Origin of the sequence: Pseudoalteromonas sp. 1_2015MBL_MicDiv, from assembly GCF_002407505.1 — a bacterium.
In the GTDB taxonomy this organism is placed as follows: domain Bacteria; phylum Pseudomonadota; class Gammaproteobacteria; order Enterobacterales; family Alteromonadaceae; genus Pseudoalteromonas; species Pseudoalteromonas fuliginea.
In genome coordinates this window covers 3,398,826-3,422,953 of record NZ_CP012737.1, presented here as the reverse complement: position 1 = coordinate 3,422,953, position 24,128 = coordinate 3,398,826, and the positions used below count along the sequence as shown (strand labels likewise).

Annotated in this window: 20 protein-coding genes and 1 pseudogene; 7 read left to right on the top strand and 14 right to left on the bottom strand. The window is 38.3% G+C overall.

The genetic code is table 11. The features are described from left to right. Positions 1-33: 33 nt before the first annotated feature. The 4 genes from AOR04_RS15385 to trmL all read right to left on the bottom strand — a co-directional run bounded on the left by AOR04_RS15385 (position 34) and on the right by trmL (position 4,073). Positions 34-1,521 (bottom strand): methyl-accepting chemotaxis protein, encoded by a 1,488-nt coding sequence (locus AOR04_RS15385; RefSeq protein ID WP_096793826.1) that lies wholly within the window; start codon positions 1,519-1,521, stop codon positions 34-36. Between the two features lie 198 nt (positions 1,522-1,719). Further along, positions 1,720-2,445 carry a substrate-binding periplasmic protein gene (locus AOR04_RS15380; RefSeq protein WP_096793825.1) on the bottom strand — a complete coding sequence of 242 codons (726 nt, stop codon included), beginning with the start codon at positions 2,443-2,445 and terminating at the stop codon, positions 1,720-1,722. A gap of 10 nt (positions 2,446-2,455) precedes the next feature. Then, positions 2,456-3,130 (bottom strand): TorF family putative porin, encoded by a 675-nt coding sequence (locus AOR04_RS15375; protein WP_096793824.1) that lies wholly within the window; start codon positions 3,128-3,130, stop codon positions 2,456-2,458. Between the two features lie 478 nt (positions 3,131-3,608). Beyond that, on the bottom strand, positions 3,609-4,073 hold the full coding sequence (gene trmL, locus AOR04_RS15370; RefSeq protein WP_077536891.1) for a tRNA (uridine(34)/cytosine(34)/5-carboxymethylaminomethyluridine(34)-2'-O)-methyltransferase TrmL: 465 nt from the start codon (positions 4,071-4,073) through the stop codon (positions 3,609-3,611). A 159-nt stretch (positions 4,074-4,232) separates the two neighbouring features. Here trmL and AOR04_RS15365 point away from each other — a divergent pair, with 159 nt between their 5' ends. After that, entirely contained in the window at positions 4,233-5,075 is an 843-nt protein-coding gene (locus AOR04_RS15365) for a cation diffusion facilitator family transporter (protein ID WP_081824583.1), read from the top strand. Between the two features lie 103 nt (positions 5,076-5,178). On the opposite strand, the pseudogene AOR04_RS15360 reads toward AOR04_RS15365, so the two are convergent. The 3 genes and pseudogenes from AOR04_RS15360 to AOR04_RS15350 all read right to left on the bottom strand — a co-directional run bounded on the left by AOR04_RS15360 (position 5,179) and on the right by AOR04_RS15350 (position 8,211). Continuing rightward, a pseudogene (locus AOR04_RS15360) lies at positions 5,179-6,125 on the bottom strand (alpha/beta fold hydrolase). Between the two features lie 3 nt (positions 6,126-6,128). Next, a complete protein-coding gene (locus AOR04_RS15355) occupies positions 6,129-7,544 on the bottom strand; it encodes an ATP-binding protein (RefSeq protein ID WP_096793823.1) in 1,416 nt (471 codons plus the stop codon). After that, positions 7,522-8,211 carry a response regulator gene (locus AOR04_RS15350; RefSeq protein ID WP_008136799.1) on the bottom strand — a complete coding sequence of 230 codons (690 nt, stop codon included), beginning with the start codon at positions 8,209-8,211 and terminating at the stop codon, positions 7,522-7,524. The genes AOR04_RS15355 and AOR04_RS15350 overlap by 23 nt, the downstream gene beginning before the upstream one ends. A gap of 189 nt (positions 8,212-8,400) precedes the next feature. On the opposite strand from AOR04_RS15350, the gene AOR04_RS15345 reads away from it, so the two are divergent. Then, positions 8,401-8,889, top strand: coding sequence for a periplasmic heavy metal sensor (locus AOR04_RS15345; protein ID WP_096793822.1), 489 nt, complete (start codon positions 8,401-8,403; stop codon positions 8,887-8,889). A gap of 282 nt (positions 8,890-9,171) precedes the next feature. On the opposite strand, the gene yacG is transcribed toward AOR04_RS15345, so the two are convergent. The 7 genes from yacG to nadC form a co-directional block, all read right to left on the bottom strand. Then, positions 9,172-9,402 carry a DNA gyrase inhibitor YacG gene (gene yacG, locus AOR04_RS15340; protein WP_007376049.1) on the bottom strand — a complete coding sequence of 77 codons (231 nt, stop codon included), beginning with the start codon at positions 9,400-9,402 and terminating at the stop codon, positions 9,172-9,174. 116 nt (positions 9,403-9,518) lie between these two features. Continuing rightward, complete coding sequence (pilB, locus tag AOR04_RS15335; RefSeq protein ID WP_096793821.1) at positions 9,519-11,195, bottom strand: type IV-A pilus assembly ATPase PilB; 1,677 nt, start codon at positions 11,193-11,195, stop codon at positions 9,519-9,521. A 278-nt stretch (positions 11,196-11,473) separates the two neighbouring features. After that, complete coding sequence (coaE, locus tag AOR04_RS15330) at positions 11,474-12,121, bottom strand: dephospho-CoA kinase (protein WP_096793820.1); 648 nt, start codon at positions 12,119-12,121, stop codon at positions 11,474-11,476. A 1-nt stretch (position 12,122) separates the two neighbouring features. Then, positions 12,123-13,007, bottom strand: coding sequence for a prepilin peptidase (locus AOR04_RS15325; RefSeq protein WP_096793819.1), 885 nt, complete (start codon positions 13,005-13,007; stop codon positions 12,123-12,125). A 15-nt stretch (positions 13,008-13,022) separates the two neighbouring features. Further along, positions 13,023-14,249 carry a type II secretion system F family protein gene (locus AOR04_RS15320; protein WP_096793818.1) on the bottom strand — a complete coding sequence of 409 codons (1,227 nt, stop codon included), beginning with the start codon at positions 14,247-14,249 and terminating at the stop codon, positions 13,023-13,025. A 60-nt stretch (positions 14,250-14,309) separates the two neighbouring features. After that, positions 14,310-14,768, bottom strand: coding sequence for a pilin (locus AOR04_RS21900; RefSeq protein WP_269467059.1), 459 nt, complete (start codon positions 14,766-14,768; stop codon positions 14,310-14,312). Positions 14,769-15,228: 460 nt separating this feature from the next. Beyond that, positions 15,229-16,074 carry a carboxylating nicotinate-nucleotide diphosphorylase gene (nadC, locus tag AOR04_RS15310; protein WP_096794146.1) on the bottom strand — a complete coding sequence of 282 codons (846 nt, stop codon included), beginning with the start codon at positions 16,072-16,074 and terminating at the stop codon, positions 15,229-15,231. Between the two features lie 774 nt (positions 16,075-16,848). Between nadC and ampD the strand changes: the two genes are divergently transcribed. The 5 genes from ampD to aceF all read left to right on the top strand — a co-directional run bounded on the left by ampD (position 16,849) and on the right by aceF (position 24,105). After that, entirely contained in the window at positions 16,849-17,403 is a 555-nt protein-coding gene (ampD, locus tag AOR04_RS15305; RefSeq protein ID WP_096793817.1) for a 1,6-anhydro-N-acetylmuramyl-L-alanine amidase AmpD, read from the top strand. A 13-nt stretch (positions 17,404-17,416) separates the two neighbouring features. Then, positions 17,417-18,268, top strand: coding sequence for a beta-lactamase regulator AmpE (ampE, locus tag AOR04_RS15300; protein ID WP_096793816.1), 852 nt, complete (start codon positions 17,417-17,419; stop codon positions 18,266-18,268). Positions 18,269-18,670: 402 nt separating this feature from the next. Beyond that, positions 18,671-19,420 carry a pyruvate dehydrogenase complex transcriptional repressor PdhR gene (gene pdhR, locus AOR04_RS15295; RefSeq protein WP_002957764.1) on the top strand — a complete coding sequence of 250 codons (750 nt, stop codon included), beginning with the start codon at positions 18,671-18,673 and terminating at the stop codon, positions 19,418-19,420. Positions 19,421-19,508: 88 nt separating this feature from the next. Continuing rightward, complete coding sequence (aceE, locus tag AOR04_RS15290) at positions 19,509-22,175, top strand: pyruvate dehydrogenase (acetyl-transferring), homodimeric type (protein ID WP_096793815.1); 2,667 nt, start codon at positions 19,509-19,511, stop codon at positions 22,173-22,175. A gap of 10 nt (positions 22,176-22,185) precedes the next feature. Beyond that, entirely contained in the window at positions 22,186-24,105 is a 1,920-nt protein-coding gene (gene aceF, locus AOR04_RS15285) for a pyruvate dehydrogenase complex dihydrolipoyllysine-residue acetyltransferase (RefSeq protein WP_096793814.1), read from the top strand. Positions 24,106-24,128 lie beyond the last annotated feature (23 nt).

Below are 24,128 nucleotides of genomic sequence, written 5' to 3'. Positions count from 1 at the left end.
CCTTTTAGCTAATATCTGAAAGGCTTATTTTCTTTACGTTTTAAAAACAGTTACTGATTTTTTCAGTTTAAGAGCGAGTGTTTTCATATCTTCTGAATATGTTTGAACTTGTTCAATTTTCCCCATGCTGTTTTGACCAGCACTGACAACTTCATTGATATTTTTACTTAGATCTTCAGCAACAGTGCTCTGCTCTGATACAGCACTAGAGATGTGACTCGACATATGTGTAATAGATTCTATTACTTCAGATATATTTTCTATTAATTCACTGGCTGCATTTGCAGCACTCATGCTTTCTTGACTCATACTTTTACTTAAGCCCATAACATTAACAGCAGATTGTGAGCCTTGTTGTAATTTGTTAATTGTTTCATGAATTTCAGCTGTACTCGTTTGTGTTCTACTTGCTAAAGAGCGTACTTCATCAGCAACAACAGCAAATCCACGGCCTTGCTCACCAGCTCTGGCTGCTTCAATAGCGGCATTTAATGCTAGCAAATTGGTTTGTTCAGCTATCGCTTGAATAACATCCAGCATAGATACAATATCTTGCACGCTATTTTCAAGACTAGCAATTACAGTTGATGCTTCATCTAATTGTCCCACCAAGTTCTCTATTGAATTTATAGAGCTTAGGAATGCATCATGAACTTTTTTTGCATCTATATTTGCTGTTTCGGCGGAGCTTAGCGTTAATTTGGCATTATTTTCAATTTCTACCGCAGACGATGCCATTTGCGTAATTGCAGTTGCTATCTGGTCTGTTTCTGATTGTTGTTCTGTTAAATAGTGAACACCTTCGCTGCTAACATTAGAAATACTCCCAGCAACGTTAAAGGAATCCTCTACTGATAGTTTCACACCGTTAATAAGCTCAGCAATTTTGTGTTCAAATTGGTTGAATGAAGCCGCGAGTTGGCCTATTTCGTCGTTGCGACGAACAATTATCTCTTGTGTTAAATCACCATCGCCATTGGCAATGGTTGCCATTTTTTCAGCCACTTCAGATAATGGTTGAGCAACTAATTTTTTGAAAATATAGATTAAAACTCCAGCTAAAATAGTGACGAGTAGTAATATTTCTATAACTGAAAAAATAGCCAGTTCAAGTAGCACAGCCTCAATATGACTAAACTCAATATAAAGATTAATTTTGCCTACTTTATTTTGTGTTCCTGCATCATCGTAGAATAACTCAGTTTGTGTCATTGATGGTGTTTCTGCACCATCTGTTTCAACGAATACCTCTCCATTCGTATCGTATACTACTATTTTGGATATATTTTGGGATGCAACTTCGGCATTTATTAGCTTTTTGGCTAATTCATCTTGGAAGTTCCACATCGCATTGGGTAGTGACAGCCCAACACGCTCTTTTGCAAGATTGATTTCAGTATCAAGCTTTAGCCTTAATTGATTGCTTTGTGCGGTGTAATCATAAATACCAAAGCAAAGCAAAACAAAAACCATAGCGCTTAATGTAGTAATAACCAGCCTAAATAGAATTGAACGAGTCAAAATATCTCCTTACTTAATCGGAACTCTGGTTAAAGTTGTTGATAACGTTTTGAACGATAGTTAATTTATTTTTCTGTCCAGGTATTTTAGGAGAGCAAAGCGAATTTACGCGTTAATAGCTGGCTCGTTGCAACTAAATTCAACGAGGTTAATGTTGAAAATAGTTGCTTGGGATATATTTACTATTCAAAGTCCAAATTACTTAAGATAATTTGCCATAATGGTGTTTACATCTATTTTTGTAAGCCCCTGATTATAGATTTTCTGCCATTTTTGCCCTTCAGCATCATTTCTAAAGGCAATGTGTAGTTTTTTATCTTCTAATAATGTTGTGTTCATTGCTACCTTATTTTTTAGTGCTGATAGCGACTTATCGGTATCCAGTAAGTACTTAAGTACGTTTGCGTCTATTACTGCAGCATCAATTCGCCCCGCAGCTACTTTTTTAATATTTAATACATCAGAAGGAGCTGCGTCTCCTTTAATTGTGCCAGAGGCAATCATGTCATCAAGTTCTTTTGTATTAACATAGTCTTGTACAACACCAATACGTTTACCTTTAAGGTCTCCCACCGATGAATAGGCAATTGGTTTAGCGTTATTTTGTAGCAGCCCCAGAGGTCCAGTCCCTGTTGCATCAGAAAAAACAAAATCCGATGTTTCATGCATATATTCTGGAAAGTAGCCAACATACTTAGAATTTGCTTGTGAAGCAGAGTTAACGGCACGTGACCAAGGATAAAAATCTACGATAAGCTCATGTCCTTCGGCCTTAAATGCTGCTTTTGCGACTGCGACTGATGCTCCTTGTTGTTCTAATGATTTATCTGAATAAGGAGGCCAAGCCAAGGATGTTAAATAAACTGTTTCAGCAGCTATAAAATTAGAAAAAGTAAGTAAAAGAAAGAATAATGTGGTTTTCATTTATAAACCCTTAGAAGTTAAATGTTCTTGAAACGGTTGCTAGTAAAGTTGCATCACCGTACGTTTCTAAATCTGTGTCTTCATAACCAGCAGTAAAATTCCACTCATTCCAAGTATAGTTTGCAGTTATACGCCAATGCATATAATTATCATCACCAGGCTCCCATTCCCACTTGTCATCGTCGAAACTCATAGAGTAATCGGCGCCTACATCAATTGAAAAAACGTCATTAATCGGAACGTTGTGCGTCAGCATAATGATGCTATGCCCAGCCCCTGTAGCAAAGTAATCCCATGCGTACCAAAAGTTAAGGTTAGTGTTGCCATAATTGAATTTGGCGTAAGTTTCAGCGTAGTTATAATCGGAGCTAAAATCTTCACCATGGTAAGTATATTGCGCAATACCAATATCTAGATTAATCGAGTCTGTTAAGCTTGTGTAATAGCCAATGTAGCCATCGGCTTCTATATCAGTGCCTTCACCAAAGTCGACATTAGAGCCCCAAATTCCGGCATACAACCCCGAGTTTCCGGCCCAATCAAAACTTGCTTGTAAAGCCGGGTCTTCTTGAGTTTGACTTACACCATTGAATAAGTAATCAGATGCTAAGGTAACTGTCGCTGATGTAGCAGCAATACTCGATGTAGAGCATAAAATAAGTGAGCAAAGAAATATTTTTTTCATAGAGTTTCAATGTAATTAAATAATTGTATGACATTGAGCTTAGTTCAATAATTATGATTATGAGAACTGTATAGTAAAAAATGAATGTTAATTTGATACAGGATAGTCTTTACTTTGGGGCGGTTTAAATGAGATGCATACAGATAACCTGAATTCCGGTTAAGGGATTTACTAATATATTGAACAATAATGATATTTTAATTTATTTTTCTCTAGCAAGGGATTTGCAGTGAAAGCAAGGTGAATTTACACGCCAATAATGGGCCTATTGTAAGTAAATTCAGGTTAGATAATACGCAGCCGAAGATAGGTTGTTGCTTTTATTCCTGGGCTGTAATTTTGTAGTCCAACATTTTAAGTTTGTATGTATTTTCTGATAACTGCATACATCAGCTAATAGTGTAGCCAAGGGCTTTAATTTAGAGCTCATTTAAACTAAGAGCCATATCTTGGCTTACAATATTAGTAAGTGCATTAGTTATTGTGCGTTAGGGAAACCCAATTGACGCCAAGATTCATAAACAAATACAGCCACGGCGTTTGACAAGTTCATACTACGACTATTAGCTTGCATAGGAATACGAACACGTTGTTCATTTGGTAGGGCTTGGATCATATCATCAGGAAGGCCACGGGTTTCTGGGCCAAATACAAGGCAATCGCCAGCTTCGTAACTTGCTTGATGATGAAACTGGCTACCTTTAGTAGTACATGCATATACTTTTTTAGGCTTACATTTTTCAAGGTAGTCCTCAAATGAAGCGTGACGTTGAACATGGCTGAATTCATGGTAATCAAGGCCCGCACGTTTTACACGTTTATCATCCCATTCAAAACCCAAGGGCTCAATTAAATGCAGTGAATAGCCTGTGTTTGCGCACAGACGAATAATATTACCAGTGTTAGGAGGAATTTCAGGTTGGTATAAAACGATATCCAGCATAATAAGCCTTTTAAATGATCAGTAGTTTAACGATTTTCAGTATACACGAAACCTTTTAAAAAAATGATATACTCACTGTATTGAATACACCTATTAACGGATAAAAACGTGCACAACCGCAGTTACGAATTTTGGGTTAAAACTTCTAGTATTGTTACCATGATAATGGTTAGTTTAATGATTACTGCAAAAACGTGGGCGTGGCTTGCATCGGGTTCAGCATCAATGCTTGGCTCACTAACCGATTCGTTAATGGATATAACGGCTACTGCAATGAGCTTTTTAGTTTTAGGTTATGCGCTGCGCCCAGCTGATGATGATCACCGATTTGGTCACGGCAAAGCTGAAGCTATAGCAGGGCTTGGGCAAGCCGCTTTTATTGCAGGTTCAGGCTGTTTACTGGCATTTCATGGTATTGAGCGATTATTTAACCCAATACAGCTCAGTCATTCTTTATTAGGCGTGTGGGTTAGCATTTTTGCTATTGCGTGTACCTTGGTTATTGTATTTGTACAAAATAAAGTGATTAAGTACACCGATTCAATCGCAATAAAAGCTGATTCAGTACATTACAAAGGCGACTTGATTTTAAATGCCGCCGTGTTACTCGCTATTTTATTAGCATACTATGGCGTATTGTATGCCGATCCTGTTTTTGCTATTGGCGTAGCGGGTTACTTACTTTATAACAGCTGGGAAATAGCCAGAGATAGTGCCGATCACTTAATGGATAAAGAGCTGCCAGATGACGAAAAACAAAGCATATTTGAAATAGCTAAAGCGCATGCTGATGTACATGGCGTACATGGTATTCGTACTCGCCAAGGCGGTAAGATAAAATTTATCCAAATGCATTTAGAGCTTGATGACAATTTAAGTTTGATTCGTGCGCATAACGTGGCTGATGAAGTAGAAGTATTGATAACCAAAGAGTTTGAATCTGAGGTCGATATTCTGATCCACCTCGATCCATTGTCGGTGCTTAACTTAAACTCGGATTAAGCGATTTTTAGCATATTGATTTGTAATGCCAACCTGTATAAATCTTTGAGCAATTTAACGAATTAAATTGCACTATTACAATAAAATTTAACACAATTAGCTATTAAATCGTCACAGATTCACAAAACTGATATAAGCTTTTAAGCAGTGGTTGGCGTATTTCATCGCGCTCAAAAAATAGTTCGTGTTTAGCGTCGGCAAAGCTCTCAAGTATTGTATTTTCGTGCCTGTTTGCCAGTTTATATTGCGCACTGTTATCAACTATTTCATCATTTTGAGCACTGGCAATATAAAGTGGAATATTAACCGTTAATTTATTCACGGATGAAATAAATGCAAAAGTAGTGTGTAGCCAACCATAAGTCACACCACCAAGTTGTAATTTAGGCTCTTGTTTATAGGCTTTCCTAAATAGTTCGTAACGTATTGGGCTACTAGTTAAGGTATTTATAGCAAACTCATCAGGCGTATAATCTGTTTGCCCGAGCGCATAGCTGTATTGAAAGCCAAGTAATGTTGCAGTACTTGCGACTAATTTAGCTAAAGGTTTTGGTGTGCCTTTGGTGTAAATGTCGAGCATTGGCGCAGATAAAAACGCGCCACTAAAAGTGTGTTCAAAATGTGCAAGATAATCAAATGCAATAGCCCCCCCATTGAGTGACTGACTAATACCTTTTTACCTTGCCAATAATTATCTACAACTTCTTTATTAAATAAATGAAGGTCGGCGGCATAATCTTCAAAGCGCTTTACGTAGCCTTTGTGCTTGTTTTTTAAATGCCTGTAAGAACGACCTTGGCCTTGATGATCAATTATAAACACCGCATAATTATTATTATAAAGTTCCCATAGTAACTCTTTATATTTTTCTAAGCCCTCTATACGACCTGAGCTAATAACAATCGCAATGTGTGGATTTTTTGGGATAGCGTAAGCGTAAAAAAGTTGTCCATAAGGTGTATTTAAATAAGATTTTGTCAGTGTATTATCATAAAAGTTACTAATGGCCGATTGGTTACTTTTAAGCTCGTTCTCACTACTATAAAACATTGTTTACTCTTTAATTATTGGCAACGTTATATTTGCACATAAGCCGCCTTGTTCTTTATTCGATAATACTAAGTTGCCACCATGTGCAGTAATTGCATTTTTGGCAATTGCCAAGCCTAACCCCGTACCGCCGCTAACTCGGTCTCGCGCATCTGACTGTCTAAAAAATGGTTCACAGAGCTTATTAAGTTGGTTATTAGGGGCTCCAGGTCCATCATCACATATTTCTATATAAATGGCATCAGTATGCTTTAGAGTAATGCTAATAGTGCTATTGGCGTATTTAATCGCATTACGTAGTAAATTTTCAAGTGCGCTGGCAATTAGTGTTTCATCACAGTTAACACTAATGTCTGCACTTCCCATAATCTGTAATTGCTTGTTGTTTTGTTTTGCTTCAAATTGTGCGTCGTTAATCACATGGTCAATTATAATTTGCAATGATTGTTGTTGAAGTGAAAGTGCCTGACTTTTCGCCTCTAAACGAGACACTTGCAGTACATCAGCAATCATTTTGTCTAGTTGATTCGCTTCTTTTTCTATGCGCAGTAAATAGGACTGACTCGCTTCATTTGCTTGCATTTGAGCAAGGCCCGTTGCCATTTTTAAGCGGGTAAGAGGTGAGCGTAACTCATGTGATATATCTGCAAGTAAGCGTTTTTGCGAGCTAATTAATTGCTCTAATTGATTAGCCATGCTGTTAAAATCACGACCGAGTATACCGAGTTCATCTTTTCTGCTTACTGAAATGGCCGCTCGAGCACTTAAATCACCACCAGATAATTTAACAGCTGCTTTTTTTAGGCTATTTATAGGGGCAATTAAGTTACGACTAAATAAAAAGCTTAAAATTAGAGAAGCGATGATGGCGATAGAAATTTTCATCCATCCAGGCATAAGCTTTAAGCGAAGGAACAAAGGTGGCTGATGATTTATGTCTATTTCATACAAGTAAAAGTTGCCCGAGGGTACTGTAATTTGAATAGGGCCAAATGCTTGATACTTTTCAGTAAAAATAATTTGCGGTGACATTGTCTTAGTAAAATTAAGTAGGCTCAAATCAACGTCATTCGGGACTTCTTTATTTGTTAATGAGTCTTCTTGTTGCTCAGCACTTAAATATAATAACTTACGTTTAGATAAGCGTGGGTGAGACAACATATCACTCAGTGTCCGCTTATGTTTTACAACAGAGCGTTCTATACTTTTGGCTGTATAGAGTAAGTTTTTTTCCATCGGACCGTGTAATGGCTCGTTACTAACGGCGTTGATTGCCGTAATGTTGCTTAAGAAAACCAGTGCTGTAATCGTGCCTATTATAGTTAGCCAAAACCATATAAATATTTTAAAGAATAAGTAATGCCCAGGATGTTTAAGCCAAGACAAAGAGCCTACTTTATTCTCCTTGGATAAAGACATAACCTGTTCCTCGCATTGTTTTGATTCGCTCGCCTGAAATATGCTCAGCTATTTTTTTACGGATATTGCTTACATGCATATCAATAGAGCGATCGAAGGAAGCTAAGCGACGGCCAAGTACCTCTTCACTTATGAGTTCTTTACTGACTACTTCGCCTGCATTTTTGCTTAAAAGGGCTAGTATTTCGTATTCGGTGCCTGTTAATGTAAGTGCATGATCATTAACAGATGCTTCTCGAGCGGCTAAGTTAACTGTGATCCCATTAACCTGTAACTTATTACTGGTAGTAATGTTAAAGCTATTAATATGTTCTATACGGCGTGTAATCGCTTTAACACGCGCAAGTAACTCACGGTGGTTAAATGGTTTAGGGATATAGTCGTCTGCGCCAAGTTCTAATCCGAAAATACGATCGAAATCTTCCCCTTTTGCTGTAAGCATGATTACCGGCGTTAATTTTGTTTGTCTAAGTTGTTTAAGTACTTCAAAGCCATCTAGAGTTGGTAGCATCACATCAAGTAGTATTAACGCATAATCGTTTACTTGCGCGAGCTTAAGACCTTGTTCACCGTCATGTACGCTTTGTATTTCAAAACCTTGGGCAGTTAAATATTCACTTAATAGCTCGCAAAGGCCGGTATCGTCGTCAATCATTAATAGTTTCATTTACAAACCCTTAGAGTTGCTTATGGCGTTATTTTACCCACTAAATTGTGCAAAAGTGAATCTTTACACAACCTTTACACTGCTTTGCGTTACTTTGCATTGAGTTAGGTATAGTTAACTTAGTTGATTAAGCAGTCACAACCACACAAATAGAACCAATAGTTAAACCAAATAGTTAAGGTAATGATTATGACTAAATTAAATACACTTTCTAAATTAGTACTTGTTTTTGGCCTGGCAACAGCAACACTTGGTGCCGGTAGTGTTATGGCTAAAGCTGACGGGCATAAACAAGGTCATTCTCAAGCTCGTTTTTTACTTTCTGAGCGCGGCGTTGAAAAATTAAGCCTAACAGATGAGCAGCAAACTAAGCTAAAAGCTATTTTTTCAGCGCAAAAAACACAAATGAAAGCATTACGTAGCGACGATAAAGAAGCTCGTAAAGCGATGCGTGAAGCGCATAAAGCAAAAATGGATGCGTTACTTTCGGCTGCAACATTTGATGAAAATGCAGCTAAAGAGTTATTAAATGAACGCTATGAAAAGGGTGAACAATTTGGTTTAATTAAACTAAAAACGCAGCACCAAGTAATGCAAGTACTTAACGCTGAGCAAAAAGAGAAATTTGCTAAAATGCAAAAGCGTATGAATAAAAAGCACCGTAAACAAAAAAGTTAATTTTACTTTTTTGTAAATACTAAAAAACCAGCGTAATGCTGGTTTTTGCTTTTATACCAATTCGCTTAATTAAGTGATCTATTTTGAGGGAAGAAAATCGTGTCGATAACAAGGCAAAAATTTCGTTATTTAGTTGTTCTCGGCAATTGCTCCTGCATTGCTCTACCTCCTGCATCCATGCAGTCGTATATCAGAAATTTTTAACGTAGTTAACGTCTGATTTAACCCCTCAAATTGATTAAGTATTATTGCGGATTGGTATTAGGGCATTATGGAGATAAATTATTTAAAAAAGTCATCTTCATTTTTGGCCATCATAGCTTCAATATCTTCAATCATATCTTGGCTAAACTCTTGTGCTGATGTAATTGGCGCTGAAATTTTATTATTTTCAAACGACCACTCACCAAGATCAATTAGTTGGCAGCGTTTAGAACAAAAAGGCCGATGTGGGCTCTGTTCTGACCACTCAACTTTAGCTTTACAGGTTGGGCAGTTTACAATAGTAGGCATAATTTACTCTCTACAATCTTTTTTTTGCATTTTACATTACTTAGATATGAGTCTCTAGGTATAAGTAAGGCTCTGAATTTAGTGTTCAGAACCTTGTCGCTTTTAACTATGGATCTTTAAAAACTTGTTACTCGATTAATTTCAGCAAGCGAAGTCATTCCATCAGCCGCTTTGCGAATACCTGATAATCGCAAGTTATTAAATCCTGCTTTAAGTGATACTTCTGCTATTTCTAATGAATTACCGCCACGCATTATAATTTGTGCTATCTCTGGTGTTATTTGCATTACTTCATAAATACCGACACGACCCTTATAACCATCAGTGCAATTATCACATCCTTTAGGTGCATAGAGGGTCATTTCACTAATTTGTTGCTCGCTAAAACCTTGGCGGGTAAGTTCTTCGTTTGGTAATATTTCCGGTGTTTTACATTTAGGGCATAAACGTCGAGCCAAGCGCTGGGCTATAATCAAACTAATTGAACTTGCTACGTTATAAGCTGGTACTCCCATATTTAATAACCGAGTTATCGTTTCAGGTGCTGAATTAGTATGCAGAGTTGATAGTACTAAGTGACCTGTTTGCGCCGCTTTTATTGATATTTCAGCTGTTTCGAGGTCACGTATTTCACCTACCATGACGACATCAGGATCTTGGCGTAAAAATGCACGTAATGCATTTGCAAAGGTCATATCGGCTTTAATATTAATTTGCACTTGGTTTATACCTTCGAGATTAATTTCAACAGGATCTTCTGCGGTACTAATATTACGCTCTGGTTGATTAAGTATATTTAAACCAGTGTAAAGTGATACTGTTTTACCCGAGCCCGTTGGTCCTGTAACTAAAATCATCCCTTGAGGCTGAGCAAGCGCATCCATATAGAGTTTTTTCTGTTCCGGCTCGTAGCCTAATACATCAATACCTAGCATTGCGCTTGATGAATCAAGAATACGCATTACTATTTTTTCCCCCCACAGGGTCGGCATTGTACTTACACGAAAATCGATACTTTTGCGTTCAGTAATTTTTAGCTTTATACGACCATCTTGTGGTTTACGTTTTTCGGCAATATCTAGGCGTGACATTACTTTTATTCGTGCAGAAAGTTTTGTTGCTAAGGTATTAGGTGGGCTGGCTACCTCATGTAAAATACCATCAATACGAAAACGGATGCGGTACTTATGCTCATAAGGTTCAAAGTGTAAATCAGAGGCGCCTTTTTTAATGGCATCCATTAGGATTTTATTGATGTAAACAATGATAGGTGCATCATCTTTTTCATCATCTTGTGGGGTGGCTTCTTTAGTGTTTTCACTATCTAAGTCAGCAAATTCTTTAAATTCGTCATCGCTTAAATTTAAGCTACCAGTTGCATCAAGCAATTGGTCAATTTTTTTATCAAGTTCAATGTAGTCAACTACTACTATTTCACAGGATAAGCCGGTACTAAATTCATAGTTTTCAAACGCACCATAATCGGTCGGATCAGACGCGGCTATGTATACTTTTCTACCTTTTTGCACCAAGGGTAAAATATGGTGTTTACGGATCAGCTTTTCTTTTACAAGTTCGGCAGGGATCCTTGCAGGTTCAAAGTCTTTTAAATCGAAATAAGGTACGCGAAATAAATCAATACATTGCTCAGCTAAATCTTTGCTATCGATGTTTCCACATTTGGCAATAAGCTCGGCGGTTGAGGCAAAATCTCGTTGTTTTACTTTAACGGTATCTGCATCAATACGGCCAAGGGTAATAAATTTTCTTAGTAACGGTGAGTTAATATTCATTGCGCACCTGCTTAATTCGTTAATGATTAGCAATTTATCAGAAAAAACAAGGAGATTATATTACTCTTCATCAGATGGACTAGTTTTGCTAACTAAATATTGTTTTATAAATTATATTATTGTTTTAAATTACTTAACCTGAACTCTGATTAAGGGATTTATTAACATATTGAACCATAATAATATTTAAATTTAGTTTTCTCTAGCTAGATATTTCAACGCAGTTAGCGCTGAAAGTAACAGCTTAAGATAGATTTATTATCCAGAGTTCGGGTTATCTAACTCGCATTTTTTAATGCTAATTGCATATAACGAGTATGTAGAGACCGAAGAGATAATTTGACTAACGCTAAATCCCTATCATTATTTAAAATATCATCTGCTTTTTTATGTTTATTTTCGCGAGACATTTGTGTTGCAATAATACTATTTACTTGTTCAAGGCTCACATTATCACGCTTAAGTGTGCGCTCGACTTGGACATTTTTAGGTACGTCAATGAGTAGGGTTCGGTTACAGTACTTATCGAGACCATTTTCAAATAATAACGGGGCAACTAAAACCACGTAAGCACTATTAGCGGCATTTAAATCAGCGACTATTTTTTTGCGAATAAGAGGATGCAGCAAGTTATTTAGCCACTGTTTATCAGCATCGTTAGTAAAAATGCGCTCTCGTAAGGCACTTCTGTTTAGCGTGCCATCGCTAAGTAATAACGTATTGCCAAAGTGCGTTATTATTGCATTTAAACCACAGCTCTTGGGCTCAACTACTTGGCGAGCAATAATATCCGCATCAACAATGGTTATATCAAGTTCCTCAAACATGTCACTAACTGCTGTTTTTCCGCAGCCAATACCACCTGTCAAACCCAAAACCCAATTGTTTTTTTTATTGCTAGAGAGTTTAATTGTTTGCTCACTCATTTTAATAACCAATTAAATTAAAATAAATGTTTTGTAATTCAGTGCCCCATAGCATAGTGATCCAGCCTGCAATGGCAAGGTAAGGACCAAATGGAATCGGGGTTGCTTTGTCTTTTCCTTGAATACTGAGTAATACAATGCCAATAACAGCGCCAACAATACTTGAAAGTAATATAATGCTAAGTAGTGATTGCCAACCAAGTAATGCACCAAATACAGCGAGTAATTTAAAGTCGCCATAGCCCATGCCTTCTTTGCCCGTTAGTAACTTAAATAGCCAAAATACACTCCATAGGCTTAAATAACCAAAAACCGCACCCATAATTGCATCGCTCGGCGCTACGGTATAGCCCATTATTGACGCTATTAAAGCAAGCCATACTAGTGGTAATGTAAGTTGATCGGGTAATAGCATATGGTCTATATCAATAAAGGTTAGTGCAACTAATGCCCAAGTAATCAATATATACAGTAAAGCTTGTTCATTTGCGCCCATAGTAAAAGCAATAAATAAGCTCAATATTGCTGTAATGGCTTCGACTACAGGATAGCGTATTGATATAGGGTTATTACAACTTGCACATTTTCCTTTTAAAAATAACCAGCTAATAACAGGAATATTTTGCCAAGGTTTAATAGCTGTTTTGCACTTTGGGCAGGTTGAGTTCGGCTTTACTAAATTAAATTGCTCATTATTTATTGCTTTACTATTTTTAAGTTCGTCTGCTAACAGTATTCTACACTCACTTTGCCATTCTTTTTGCATCATAAGTGGTAGGCGATAAATCACTACATTTAAAAAACTGCCCACACATAAACTAACCAAGCCAACGGTGGTTAGATAAAACCACAGCTCATTTTGCATTACTTCTACAATACTTTGCATATAAAAACCAAATAATTAAATAACAGAACCGAGTTGGAAAATAGGGAGGTACATAGCAACAATTAAACCACCAACAAGTACACCTAATACAGCCATAATTAATGGCTCTAGTAAGCTCGATAAGCCATCTACAGCATCGTCTACTTCTTGCTCATAAATAGTCGCGACCTTAGCTAACATACCATCGAGCGAGCCAGATTCTTCACCGATAGCAACCATTTGGATTACCATGTCAGGGAAGATTTTTGAGTTTCTCATTGCCCAGTTCATTTGGTTACCTGAGCTAACCTCTGCTTTAATATCTAAAATAGCATAACGGTACACTGCATTGCCCGAAGCACCTGCTGCTGAATCAAGTGCATCAACTAATGGAACACCGGCAGCAAATGTGGTCGAAAGTGTTCGCGCGTAACGTGCCACAGCCGCTTTGTTTAAAATCATGCCAATAACAGGGAGCTTAAGTATGGCTCTGTCGGTTGCATCCCTGAGCTTTAGGCTTCTTAATTTAGCCTCTTTAAAAGTCCAGCCAAAAACCACTATCGCAATCAGAGCCATCCACCAAGATTCTTGCATAAAATCTGAAATACCAATTACAAATAACGTAAATGCAGGGAGTTCAGCCCCAAACCCTGCAAAAATGTCCTGAAATTGTGGCACTACGAAAATAAGCAAAATTGAGGTCACTATAAGGGCAATGACTAAGACAGCAATAGGGTAAAACATTGCTTTTTTAATTTTTGATTTAAGCGCTTCTGATTTTTCTTTATAAATAGCTATGCGATCAAATATTTTATCAAGTGCTCCTGACTGCTCGCCAGATTCAACTAAATCACAATATAAGTCATCAAAATAACGTGGATATTTTCTAAGTGATAAAGACAAAGGCTGACCAGCTTTTACATCATCGCCTACAGCTGAGATAAGCTTGGTAACGCTTTTATTTGTTGAGCCAGAAGCTATCATTTCAATAGATTGAATTAAGGGTACGCCAGCCATTAACATAGTGGCAATTTGGCGAGTAACCAAGGCGATATCTTTAGGTGTTATTTTTTGAGTGTGTACGCCAAATAAAGGTTTTGGTTTACGTTTTACTTTTGAGGGAGTAATACCTTGCTTACGAAGTTGAGCTTTTACTAAGGCAATACTGATACCAGCGATTTCACCTTCTAAGCGCTTTCCTCTAGTACTAACTCCTATCCATTGGAAAGTATTTAAATCATCGTTTTTATTTTTTTTAGACACTTTTCAGGCCTTCAGTCACTTAAGGGGTAGCAGTATATACAGCTACCCATTTTGCTTAAGTTAGTTTACATCACAGTTTATACCACGACCAGGAGTTGTTGCAGAGCAACCAGTTCCCGTCATAACCCATTTTAGACTACCATTACCAACTGTAGGTGTAATTGTTAGTACCATATTTGCACCGGCACTATTTGTAGCTGTAGTGGTTAATAAAATAACACCATCAGTAGTAGTAACTGCATCAACAAAGTTGATTGTTGCACCATCGTCAGCTGCAATGTTTGCTGGGATGTCTTCAGAACCACCATCACAGTCACTTAAGCTGCCATTCATCTGGCTACAAAGAGCTACTGCAGTTTTAAATGAAGCTACTCCAGCTAGCGCCGAGCTAACTTTAGTTCTTTGGGTATAATCTTGATATTGAGGCAATGCAATTGCAGCAAGAATACCGATGATTGCTACTACGATCATTAATTCAATTAGGGTGAAACCCTGTTGTTTTTGAGTCATTGTTTTCATGTTTCCTCTCCTAAAGGATAGATTTTTGTAGGTTAAATCATATAAGCAGCAAAATTGCCTAACTTAATTTAGCTGATTTAGTTTACAGTTTTACTTAAAAAAACTTTATTTCACGTTAACTTTTGAGTGTTGACCACAAAAGCTATAAATTCATTGTGTGCTACTACGTTGTATCAATCAAATTATACGTTAGCAATGAATACTAGACACTTGATAAAATAATTTAGTGTATTTAGTTTTTAAACTAAATTGCTAAGTAACTATTTTGGCTGAACTTATAAAATAAGTTGATACAACAGTGCGAGTCTAGCACTGTTTATTGTTATTTAGCATACGTATTCAATGTTAAAGGTACTTTATTTAACAAAATATTAAAGAGTAGTTCTTTTTTACTATTAAATGCTCAATTATTTAAAATGTCAATGAATTAGCTATGCTTAAACCTTTTTTAGCGTGTTTTTTATTCAAAGCGCATTGATAAATCGATTGATTGTAAATTTTTTGTAAGCGCACCACTTGATATAAAGTCAACACCCGCTTGTGAGTAGGTTTTGAGTGTTTGTAGAGTCATATTGCCTGAAACTTCAAGTTTGGCGCGTTTATGCGTTAATGTAACTGCCTGCTTAATTTGCTCAATGCTAAAGTTATCAAGCATTATAATATCAGCGCCAGCGTGAATAGCTTGATTTAGCTCATGAAGTGATTCAACTTCGACTTCAACTGATTTATTAGGATGGTTCAGTTTTGCTTGAGCTACTGCTTTATCAATCGTGCCACAGGCTGCTATATGGTTTTCTTTAATTAAGAACGCATCAAATAAGCCAATACGATGATTTGCACCACCGCCACATTTTACTGCGTATTTTTGTAATGCGCGAAGCCCTGGTATGGTTTTTCGAGTGTCGAGTAGTTGTGTAGTGGTACCGCTTAACTCTTTTACATAATGCGCTGTAGTAGTCGCTGTTCCTGATAAGGTTTGCACAAAGTTAAGTGCAGTACGCTCGGCAGTTAATATTGAACGTGCTGAACCAGAGGCTGTAAATAATGTGCTGTTTGCTTTAATTACGTCGCCATCATTTACGAGTACGGCTACTTTTACAGTCGGGTCTACTTGTTTAAATACTTCAAGGATGATGTCTTTTCCGCAAAAAACGCAGTCTTCGCGCGTTATTACTTTGGCATTTGTTTGCTCGTTTAGTGGGATCAGTTGTGCGGTAATATCGCCATCTTGCGCGGTTTGGTAATTTAAATCTTCGTCGAGTGCAAGAGTAACAAGTTGACTAATTAAGGTGTGCGAAATAGACATAGCAAAGCTCATAAGCGTTAATAAATTAAGGAAATTTTACTATGTTTGTAGATGAAAGAGAAGCGATTGGCTTTGTTCCGATATAAAGATAAGCGCGCAAAGTAAATTTACACCTACGGTTTGGTGTATGTTGTAGGTGAGGTTTTACACCTCGCTTTTAATTTAAAAAGTTACGTTACATGAGCGCGAAATAAATTCGCACCTACGTGTGGGTTTAAATTATTTGTAGGTGAGGTTTCACACCTCGCTTTTTAAACACCCAAGCCAAGTTACATGAGCGGACGTAAATTCGCACCTACGTGTGGGTTTAAATTATTTGTAGGTGAGGTTTTACACCTCGCTTTTTAAAAAACCAAGCTACGTTACATGAGCGGACGTAAATTCGCACCTACGGTTTGGTGTATGTTGTAGGTGAGGTTTTACACCTCGCTTTTTAAACACCCAAGCTACGTTAAATGAGCGGACGTAAATTCGCACCTACGGTTTGGTGTATGTTGTAGGTGAGGTTTTACACCTCGCTTTTTAAATACCAAAGCCACGTTACATGAGCGGACGTAAATTCGTACCTACGGTTTGTCGTATGTTGTAGGTGAGGTTTTACACCTCGCTTTTTAAACACCCAAGCTACGTTAAATAAGCGGGCGTAAATTCGCACCTACGGTTTGGTGTATGTTGTAGGTAAGGTTTTATACCTCGCTTGTTACTATCATTGTTTTAATAAATCCTTTAGCATCAGCGATATGTATATCTTGATATTTATATAGCAAACGTATCATGAAAATAGATTTAAGTGGTGTTTTAAGTACGGTAGTGCAGCGGCCTTGTTCGCATTTTGATGAGCGCCCTGATGAGGCTGATATTTCCTTATTGGTGATTCACAATATATCATTGCCAGCAGGGCAGTTTGGTACACCTTTCGTTGATGAGTTATTTATGGGTAGCATTAACTGTAATGCTCATCCGAGTTTTAGTGACTTAAAGAATTTACGTGTATCTGCCCATTGCTTTATTAAGCGCACCGGGAATATTTTACAATACGTGCCATTTAATAAGCGCGCATGGCACGCCGGCTTATCTGAATTTGAAGGGCATGCGGCGTGTAACAATTTTAGCATTGGTATTGAGCTTGAAGGAACTGACACCACTCCTTATACTTTAATGCAATATAATGCGTTAGCTGTTTTGAGCAAATCAATAATGCAGCGCTATCCAAAAATAACGCCTTCACGTATTGTGGGGCACTGCGATATTGCTCCAGGGCGAAAAACCGACCCAGGTAGTAGCTTTAATTGGCAATTGTTTTTAAATATGCTTGAGCAATCAAGCTAAGAGAGTAACTACAATGATTTTGGTTTCTATAATAATTGCACTAATACTTGAGCGTCTAGGTGCTCGGTCTAATTATTGGCAAATAAGTTATTACGCAAATGGTTATTTAAATCGCTCTAATAAATTACTTGGTTATAAGGGCTTATTTAGCTCAACACTGGGATTTTTAGTTTGGCTTGCACTCCCTGTTATAGCTATAGCGCTAGTTTATTGTTTGTCAGATTTTGTATTGTGGCAGTTGGGTATTAATATTGCGGTGCTTTTGGTTTGCTTTGGTTGTGCTAAGCAGCGTGCTTTGTATAAGTCGTACTTAAATGCGTTAACGCGAGATGACGGTACTGCTGCATCTTTATATGCACTACAAATAGGGCAAAAACGTACTGAAGCGCAAGAAAACGGTGAAACTTTTGGACAAACTTTGGCGTGGGTAAATTTTAGATTTTACTGCGCTGTTATTTTTTGGTTTGTTGTTTTAGGCGCGCCAGGCGCTGTTTTATATGCATTAGTGCGTACCTTAGCTGATTTAGTACGAGAAGATCATAAAGTAATCTTTGCTAAGCGCTTTAAGCTTATACATAAACTACTATTTTGGCTTGATTGGTTACCTGCGCGTATTACTAGCTTTGGTTATTTAGTAATAGGTAACTTTAATAAAGGCACAAGTTGCTGGTTACGTTATGCGCTTGATTTTTCAAGTCCTAACCGTAAAGTTGTGACGTATACCGCATTAGCTGCTGAACAAGTAGAAAAACGTTATTATGGTTGCACTTACGAAGCCACCTGCATGATTAAACTAGTAAAACGTAATGTATTATTTTATTTAGTGTTAATCGCGCTATTAACCTTGTTTGGCGGACTGTCTTAGTAACGCTGAGTTCTCTTCTATAAAATCGTTTAATAAAATGAGTGGTGGGGCATTTATATAAAGTGCAGCCCCCACCCTCCGTACTTATTTTTTGATATCGCTTTTTCGTTAGCAAACCCTCAATTAAAGTAGAGTTAAAACTCTAAATCCATCTGGTCAGACCAATTGTTTTCATCCTATTAACGTTATAACAATTTTTGTAAATTGCGCATTGTTTAATCTTCGTTCAAAATGCGTTACGCTACTGCCAACGTATAAATACACTGTGAATTGACAGCTATTAGGCTTTTTGATACCGTATTGAAAATTTTTGGTATGACCAATTTACCTTTTGGGTAAATCATACGACTTAAAGCCCCGTTTTGTGGGCTCTTGGTATTTATACAACGCGGACGTTGATTCATGTCTTTAAAGATTAAAGCAGCAAAATTATCTGATGTTATTTTACAGCAACTTGAGAACATGATTCTTGAAGGCTCGTTAGCACCAGGTGAAAAGTTGCCACCAGAGCGTGAACTAGCAAAGCAATTTGAAGTGTCTCGCCCGTCACTGCGAGAGGCAATTCAAAAGTTAGAAGCGAAAGGTTTAGTTACGCGTCGTCAAGGTGGCGGCACGTTTGTAAAAAATCAGCTCGAAGAAGGGCTTACTGATCCACTTTTTGATTTGATTAGTAAACACCCTGAGTCGCAGTTTGATTTACTTGAATTTCGTCATGCATTAGAAGGGATTGCTGCTTATTACGCAGCACTGCGCGGGACCAGCAACGATTTTAGCAAAGTAAAACAAAGCTTTGATGAAATTGCCTTAGTTAATGATGATTTACAGCAAAAAGCAAAAGCAATTAATGCATTTCACTTTAGTGTGGCTGAAGCTTCGCATAATGTCGTGTTATTGCATTTAGTTAGAGGTATGAAAGCGCTGCTTGAGCAAAATGTACTGCAAAATTTAACTGTTCTATTAAAAAAGTCAGATATTAGCAGTCAATTAGCCCAACACAGGCGTTTATTAATGGATGCCGTAATTGACGGTAATCCAGAACAAGCCCGTTTAGCAAGTAATGCGCACTTAGCATTTATAGAAGAAGCATTGCTTGAAGCAGGCAAAGAACATTCGCGAATTGAACGTAGTTTAAGACGCACTAAACAAAATTAAGTTAGTACATAATTACTTTGAACACACATTAAGTAGCTGTGATATTAAATTAACAATATTCGTATTTTAAACATAAGGAAACCTCCATATGTCTGAAGTCAATAAAATTGACGTAGACGCGCTAGAAACACAAGAGTGGTTACAAGCTCTTGAATCAGTTGTGCGCGAAGAAGGTGTTGAACGAGCTCAGTTTTTACTTGAGCAAGTATTAGAGCAAGCCCGTTTAGACGGCGTTGATATGCCAACGGGTATTACCACGAACTACGTTAATACTATTCCTGTAGATCAAGAACCTGCTTACCCGGGTGATGTAAATCTTGAGCGTCGTATTCGTTCAATTATACGTTGGAACGCGATTATGATCGTTCTACGTGCATCTAAAAAAGATCTCGACTTAGGCGGCCATATGGCGTCTTACCAATCATCTGCTGCATTTTATGAAGTGTGTTTTAACCACTTCTTTAAAGCACCAAATGATGTAGACGGTGGTGACTTAGTTTATTACCAAGGTCATATTTCTCCGGGTATTTACGCACGTGCATTTGTTGAAGGTCGTTTATCGGCTGCGCAACTAGATAACTTCCGTCAAGAAGTTGATGGCGAAGGCTTACCATCGTACCCTCACCCTAAGTTAATGCCTGAGTTTTGGCAGTTCCCTACGGTATCAATGGGCTTAGGTCCTATTTCATCAATTTACCAAGCACGCTTCTTAAAGTACTTAGATGGTCGTGGCTTAAAAGACACTAAAAACCAACGTGTATACGCGTTTTTAGGTGACGGTGAAATGGATGAGCCAGAGTCACGCGGTGCTATTTCTTTTGCTGCACGTGAAAAGCTAGATAACCTTTGTTATTTAGTTAACTGTAACTTACAGCGCTTAGACGGCCCAGTTATGGGTAACGGTAAAATTATTCAAGAGCTAGAAGGCTTGTTTAAAGGCGCTGGCTGGAACGTAATTAAACTAGTGTGGGGCAGCGGTTGGGATATTCTTCTAGCTAAAGACACAACGGGTAAATTACTACAGTTAATGAACGAGACTGTGGATGGTGATTACCAAACATATAAAGCGAAAGATGGCGCGTACGTACGTGAAAACTTCTTTGGTCGCTACCCTGAAACAGCTGCACTTGTTGCGGACATGACAGATGACGAAATTTTCGCGCTTAAGCGTGGTGGTCATGAATCGTCAAAACTATTTGCTGCATTTAAAAAAGCAGAAGAAACAAAAGGTCGTCCAACTGTAATTCTTGCTAAAACTGTAAAAGGTTACGGCATGGGTGAAGCAGCTGAAGGTAAAAACATTGCGCACCAAGTGAAAAAAATGGACATGTCGCATGTTGCACATTTACGTTCACGCCTTGGCCTTGATGACTTAGTATCTGAAGATCAATTAAAAGAATTACCATACCTAGAGCTTGAAGAAGGTTCACCTGAGTACAAGTACCTACATGCTCGTCGTGATGCACTTAAAGGTTATACACCTAAACGTATTCCACGTTTTAGTGAAAAACTAGCATTGCCAGAAGTAGACGCATTCAAGCCGCTACTTGAAGAGCAAAAACGTGATATCTCTACCACTATGGGCTTTGTTCGTGCACTTAATATCTTATTAAAAGATAAGGGCATTGGTAAAAACATCGTACCAATTATTGCCGATGAAGCGCGTACATTTGGTATGGAAGGTTTATTCCGTCAAATCGGTATTTACAATCCGCATGGCCAAAACTATACGCCGCAGGATCGCGATATTGTTTCTTACTATAAAGAAGCGACTTCTGGTCAAGTACTGCAAGAAGGCATTAATGAGTTAGGTGCTATGTCGTCATGGGTTGCTGCCGCAACTTCATACAGCACTAACGATTTACCAATGATCCCATTCTACATTTACTACTCTATGTTTGGTTTCCAACGTGTTGGCGACATGGCATGGATGGCGGGCGATCAACAAGCACGTGGTTTCTTATTAGGTGCTACGGCGGGGCGTACAACGCTAAATGGTGAAGGCTTGCAACACGAAGATGGTCACAGTCATATTCTTGCTAATACGGTTCCTAACTGTATTTCTTATGACCCAACTTACGCGTTTGAAGTTGCTGTTATTGTACAAGACGGTATTCGTCGTATGTACGGTGATGACCAAGAAAATATTTACTACTACCTAACGCTTATGAACGAAAACTACCATCAGCCAGCTATGCCAGAAGGCGCTGAAGAAGGTATTCGTAAAGGTATTTATAAGCTTGAAAGTTACGCAGGTAAAAAAGCCAACGTACAGCTATTAAGCTCAGGTACTATTATGACTGAAGTACGTAAAGCCGCTACGATTCTAAGCGAAGAGTATGGCATTGCGTCTGACGTGTTCTCAGTAACGTCTTTCAACGAATTAACGCGTGAAGGTCAAGATGTTGAACGTTTCAATATGCTTAACCCTGAAAGCGAGCAAAAAACAGCATATATCACAAGCGTATTAAACGACTCTGTGACTGTTGCAGCAACAGATTACATGAAAAACTACGCGGAACAAGCGCGTTCATTTATTCCAAGCAGCAACTACAAAGTGCTAGGTACAGATGGTTACGGTCGTTCTGATAGCCGTGAAAACCTACGTCGTCACTTTGAAGTTAACGCGGGCTACGTTGTTGTTGCTACGTTATCTGAACTTGCTAAACGCGGTGAAGTTGAGAAGTCAGTAGTTGTTGAAGCACTTAAAAAGTTCAACATCGACACTAACAAACTTAACCCACTGTACGCATAAGAGGTTTGCAATGAGTATTGAAATTAAAGTACCTGATATTGGTGACGACGAAGTAGAAGTAACCGAAATATTAGTAAGCGTTGGCGACAAAGTAGATGTTGACCAATCACTATTAAATGTTGAAGGCGACAAAGCATCAATGGAAATACCTGCTTCGCAAGCGGGTACAGTGAAAGAGATTAAAGTAAACGTTGGCGACACCGTTACAACTGGCTCTTTAGTATTTTTGTTTGAAGGCGAGAGTGAAGGCACTGGCTCGACTAATGCATCAGCCGCTGCTCCAGCTAAATCTGAAGAGGCAGCACCTGCTGCTTCTACAGGTTCTTCGACTAAAGAAGTAACAGTACCAGATATTGGCGATGACGAAGTTGAAGTAACTGAAATCATGGTTGCTGTTGGCGACACCGTTGAAGAAGAGCAATCTATCTTAAACGTTGAAGGCGACAAGGCAGCAATGGAAGTGCCAGCACCATTTGCCGGTACAGTTAAAGAAATTAAAGTAGCCGCTGGCGATACAGTTAAAACTGGCTCATTAGTGTTTGTTTTTGAAGTAGCAGGAAGCGAATCTGCAGCACCGGTTAAAGAGTCGGCTCCTGTAGAAGCGCCAGCTGAGAGTTCAACAGCAAGTTCAGCACCAAGCACTAAAGAAGTTAATGTGCCTGATATTGGTGGAGATGAAGTTGAAGTAACTGAAATTATGGTTGCGGTTGGCGATACGGTTGAAGAAGATCAATCAATCTTAAACGTTGAAGGCGACAAAGCGGCAATGGAAGTACCAGCTCCATTTGCAGGTACAGTTAAAGAAATTAAAGTAGCCGCTGGCGATAAAGTATCGACTGGCTCATTAATTTTTGTATTTGAAGTTGCAGGCAGCGCGCCAGTAGCAGCATCTGCACCAGTTGAAAAATCAGCACCTGCAGCAGCGGCTAAAACTGAGTCGGCTCCCGCTCAAGCAGCACCTGCAAAAGCAAGTAATGAAAGCTTCACAGAAAACAGCGCGTATGCTCATGCATCACCTGTTGTTCGCCGTTTAGCGCGTGAGTTTGGTATTAACCTAGCTAACGTTAAAGGCACTGGTCGTAAAAACCGTGTGGTTAAAGAAGACGTGCAAAACTATGTTAAAACACTGGTTAAGCAAGTTGAATCTGGTCAATTATCAGCAGGTAGTAATGCTGGTGGCAGTGAGCTTGGTCTAATTCCATGGCCTAAAGTAGATTTTGCTAAGTTTGGTGAAATTGAAGAGAAAAAACTATCTCGCATTCAAAAGCTATCAGGCAAAAACTTACACCGTAACTGGGTACAAATTCCACACGTTACACAGTTTGACGAAGCTGATATCACCAGTCTTGAAGTATTTCGTAAAGAGCAAAATGCACTTAGCGAGAAGAAAAAGCTGGGTGTTAAAATCACACCACTTGTGTTTGTGATGAAAGCAGCGGCTAAAGCACTTGCAGACTTCCCAACATTTAACTCTTCACTGTCTAACGATGGCGAAAGTTTAATTCTTAAGAAGTACATTAACATTGGTGTTGCTGTTGATACGCCAAATGGTTTAGTAGTGCCAGTGTTTAAAGATGTTGATAAAAAAGGCATTGTTGAATTATCACGAGAACTAATGGAAGTATCTGTTAAAGCCCGTGACGGTAAGCTTACATCGTCTGATATGCAAGGTGGTTGTTTTACTATCTCTAGCCTTGGCGGTATTGGCGGTACGGCATTTACGCCGATTGTTAATGCGCCAGAAGTTGCTATTTTAGGTGTATCTAAATCTGAAATGAAACCTAAATGGAATGGTAAAGAGTTTGAACCTAAACTAATGGTTCCACTTTCTATGTCATACGACCATAGGGTTATTGACGGAGCATTAGCTGCACGCTTTACTGTGACCCTTGCAAGTTACATGAGCGATATTCGCCAGTTGGTGATGTAACCAGTTTAGAAAAATTGGTATAC

What these genes read in the sequence shown, in the direction of transcription:
- nadC (WP_096794146.1), bottom strand. Translation starts at nt 16,074, where the DNA reads ATGTCTATTTCGCACACCTTAATTAGTCAACTTGTTACTCTTGCACTC.
- AOR04_RS15375 (WP_096793824.1), bottom strand. Translation starts at nt 3,130, where the DNA reads ATGAAAAAAATATTTCTTTGCTCACTTATTTTATGCTCTACATCGAGT.
- aceF (WP_096793814.1), top strand. Translation starts at nt 22,186, where the DNA reads ATGAGTATTGAAATTAAAGTACCTGATATTGGTGACGACGAAGTAGAA.
- ampE (WP_096793816.1), top strand. Translation starts at nt 17,417, where the DNA reads ATGATTTTGGTTTCTATAATAATTGCACTAATACTTGAGCGTCTAGGT.
- pdhR (WP_002957764.1), top strand. Translation starts at nt 18,671, where the DNA reads ATGTCTTTAAAGATTAAAGCAGCAAAATTATCTGATGTTATTTTACAG.
- AOR04_RS21900 (WP_269467059.1), bottom strand. Translation starts at nt 14,768, where the DNA reads ATGAAAACAATGACTCAAAAACAACAGGGTTTCACCCTAATTGAATTA.
- AOR04_RS15350 (WP_008136799.1), bottom strand. Translation starts at nt 8,211, where the DNA reads ATGAAACTATTAATGATTGACGACGATACCGGCCTTTGCGAGCTATTA.
- yacG (WP_007376049.1), bottom strand. Translation starts at nt 9,402, where the DNA reads ATGCCTACTATTGTAAACTGCCCAACCTGTAAAGCTAAAGTTGAGTGG.
- AOR04_RS15345 (WP_096793822.1), top strand. Translation starts at nt 8,401, where the DNA reads ATGACTAAATTAAATACACTTTCTAAATTAGTACTTGTTTTTGGCCTG.
- AOR04_RS15355 (WP_096793823.1), bottom strand. Translation starts at nt 7,544, where the DNA reads ATGTCTTTATCCAAGGAGAATAAAGTAGGCTCTTTGTCTTGGCTTAAA.
- ampD (WP_096793817.1), top strand. Translation starts at nt 16,849, where the DNA reads ATGAAAATAGATTTAAGTGGTGTTTTAAGTACGGTAGTGCAGCGGCCT.
- trmL (WP_077536891.1), bottom strand. Translation starts at nt 4,073, where the DNA reads ATGCTGGATATCGTTTTATACCAACCTGAAATTCCTCCTAACACTGGT.
- AOR04_RS15325 (WP_096793819.1), bottom strand. Translation starts at nt 13,007, where the DNA reads ATGCAAAGTATTGTAGAAGTAATGCAAAATGAGCTGTGGTTTTATCTA.
- AOR04_RS15365 (WP_081824583.1), top strand. Translation starts at nt 4,233, where the DNA reads ATGATAATGGTTAGTTTAATGATTACTGCAAAAACGTGGGCGTGGCTT.
- coaE (WP_096793820.1), bottom strand. Translation starts at nt 12,121, where the DNA reads ATGAGTGAGCAAACAATTAAACTCTCTAGCAATAAAAAAAACAATTGG.
- pilB (WP_096793821.1), bottom strand. Translation starts at nt 11,195, where the DNA reads ATGAATATTAACTCACCGTTACTAAGAAAATTTATTACCCTTGGCCGT.
- AOR04_RS15380 (WP_096793825.1), bottom strand. Translation starts at nt 2,445, where the DNA reads ATGAAAACCACATTATTCTTTCTTTTACTTACTTTTTCTAATTTTATA.
- aceE (WP_096793815.1), top strand. Translation starts at nt 19,509, where the DNA reads ATGTCTGAAGTCAATAAAATTGACGTAGACGCGCTAGAAACACAAGAG.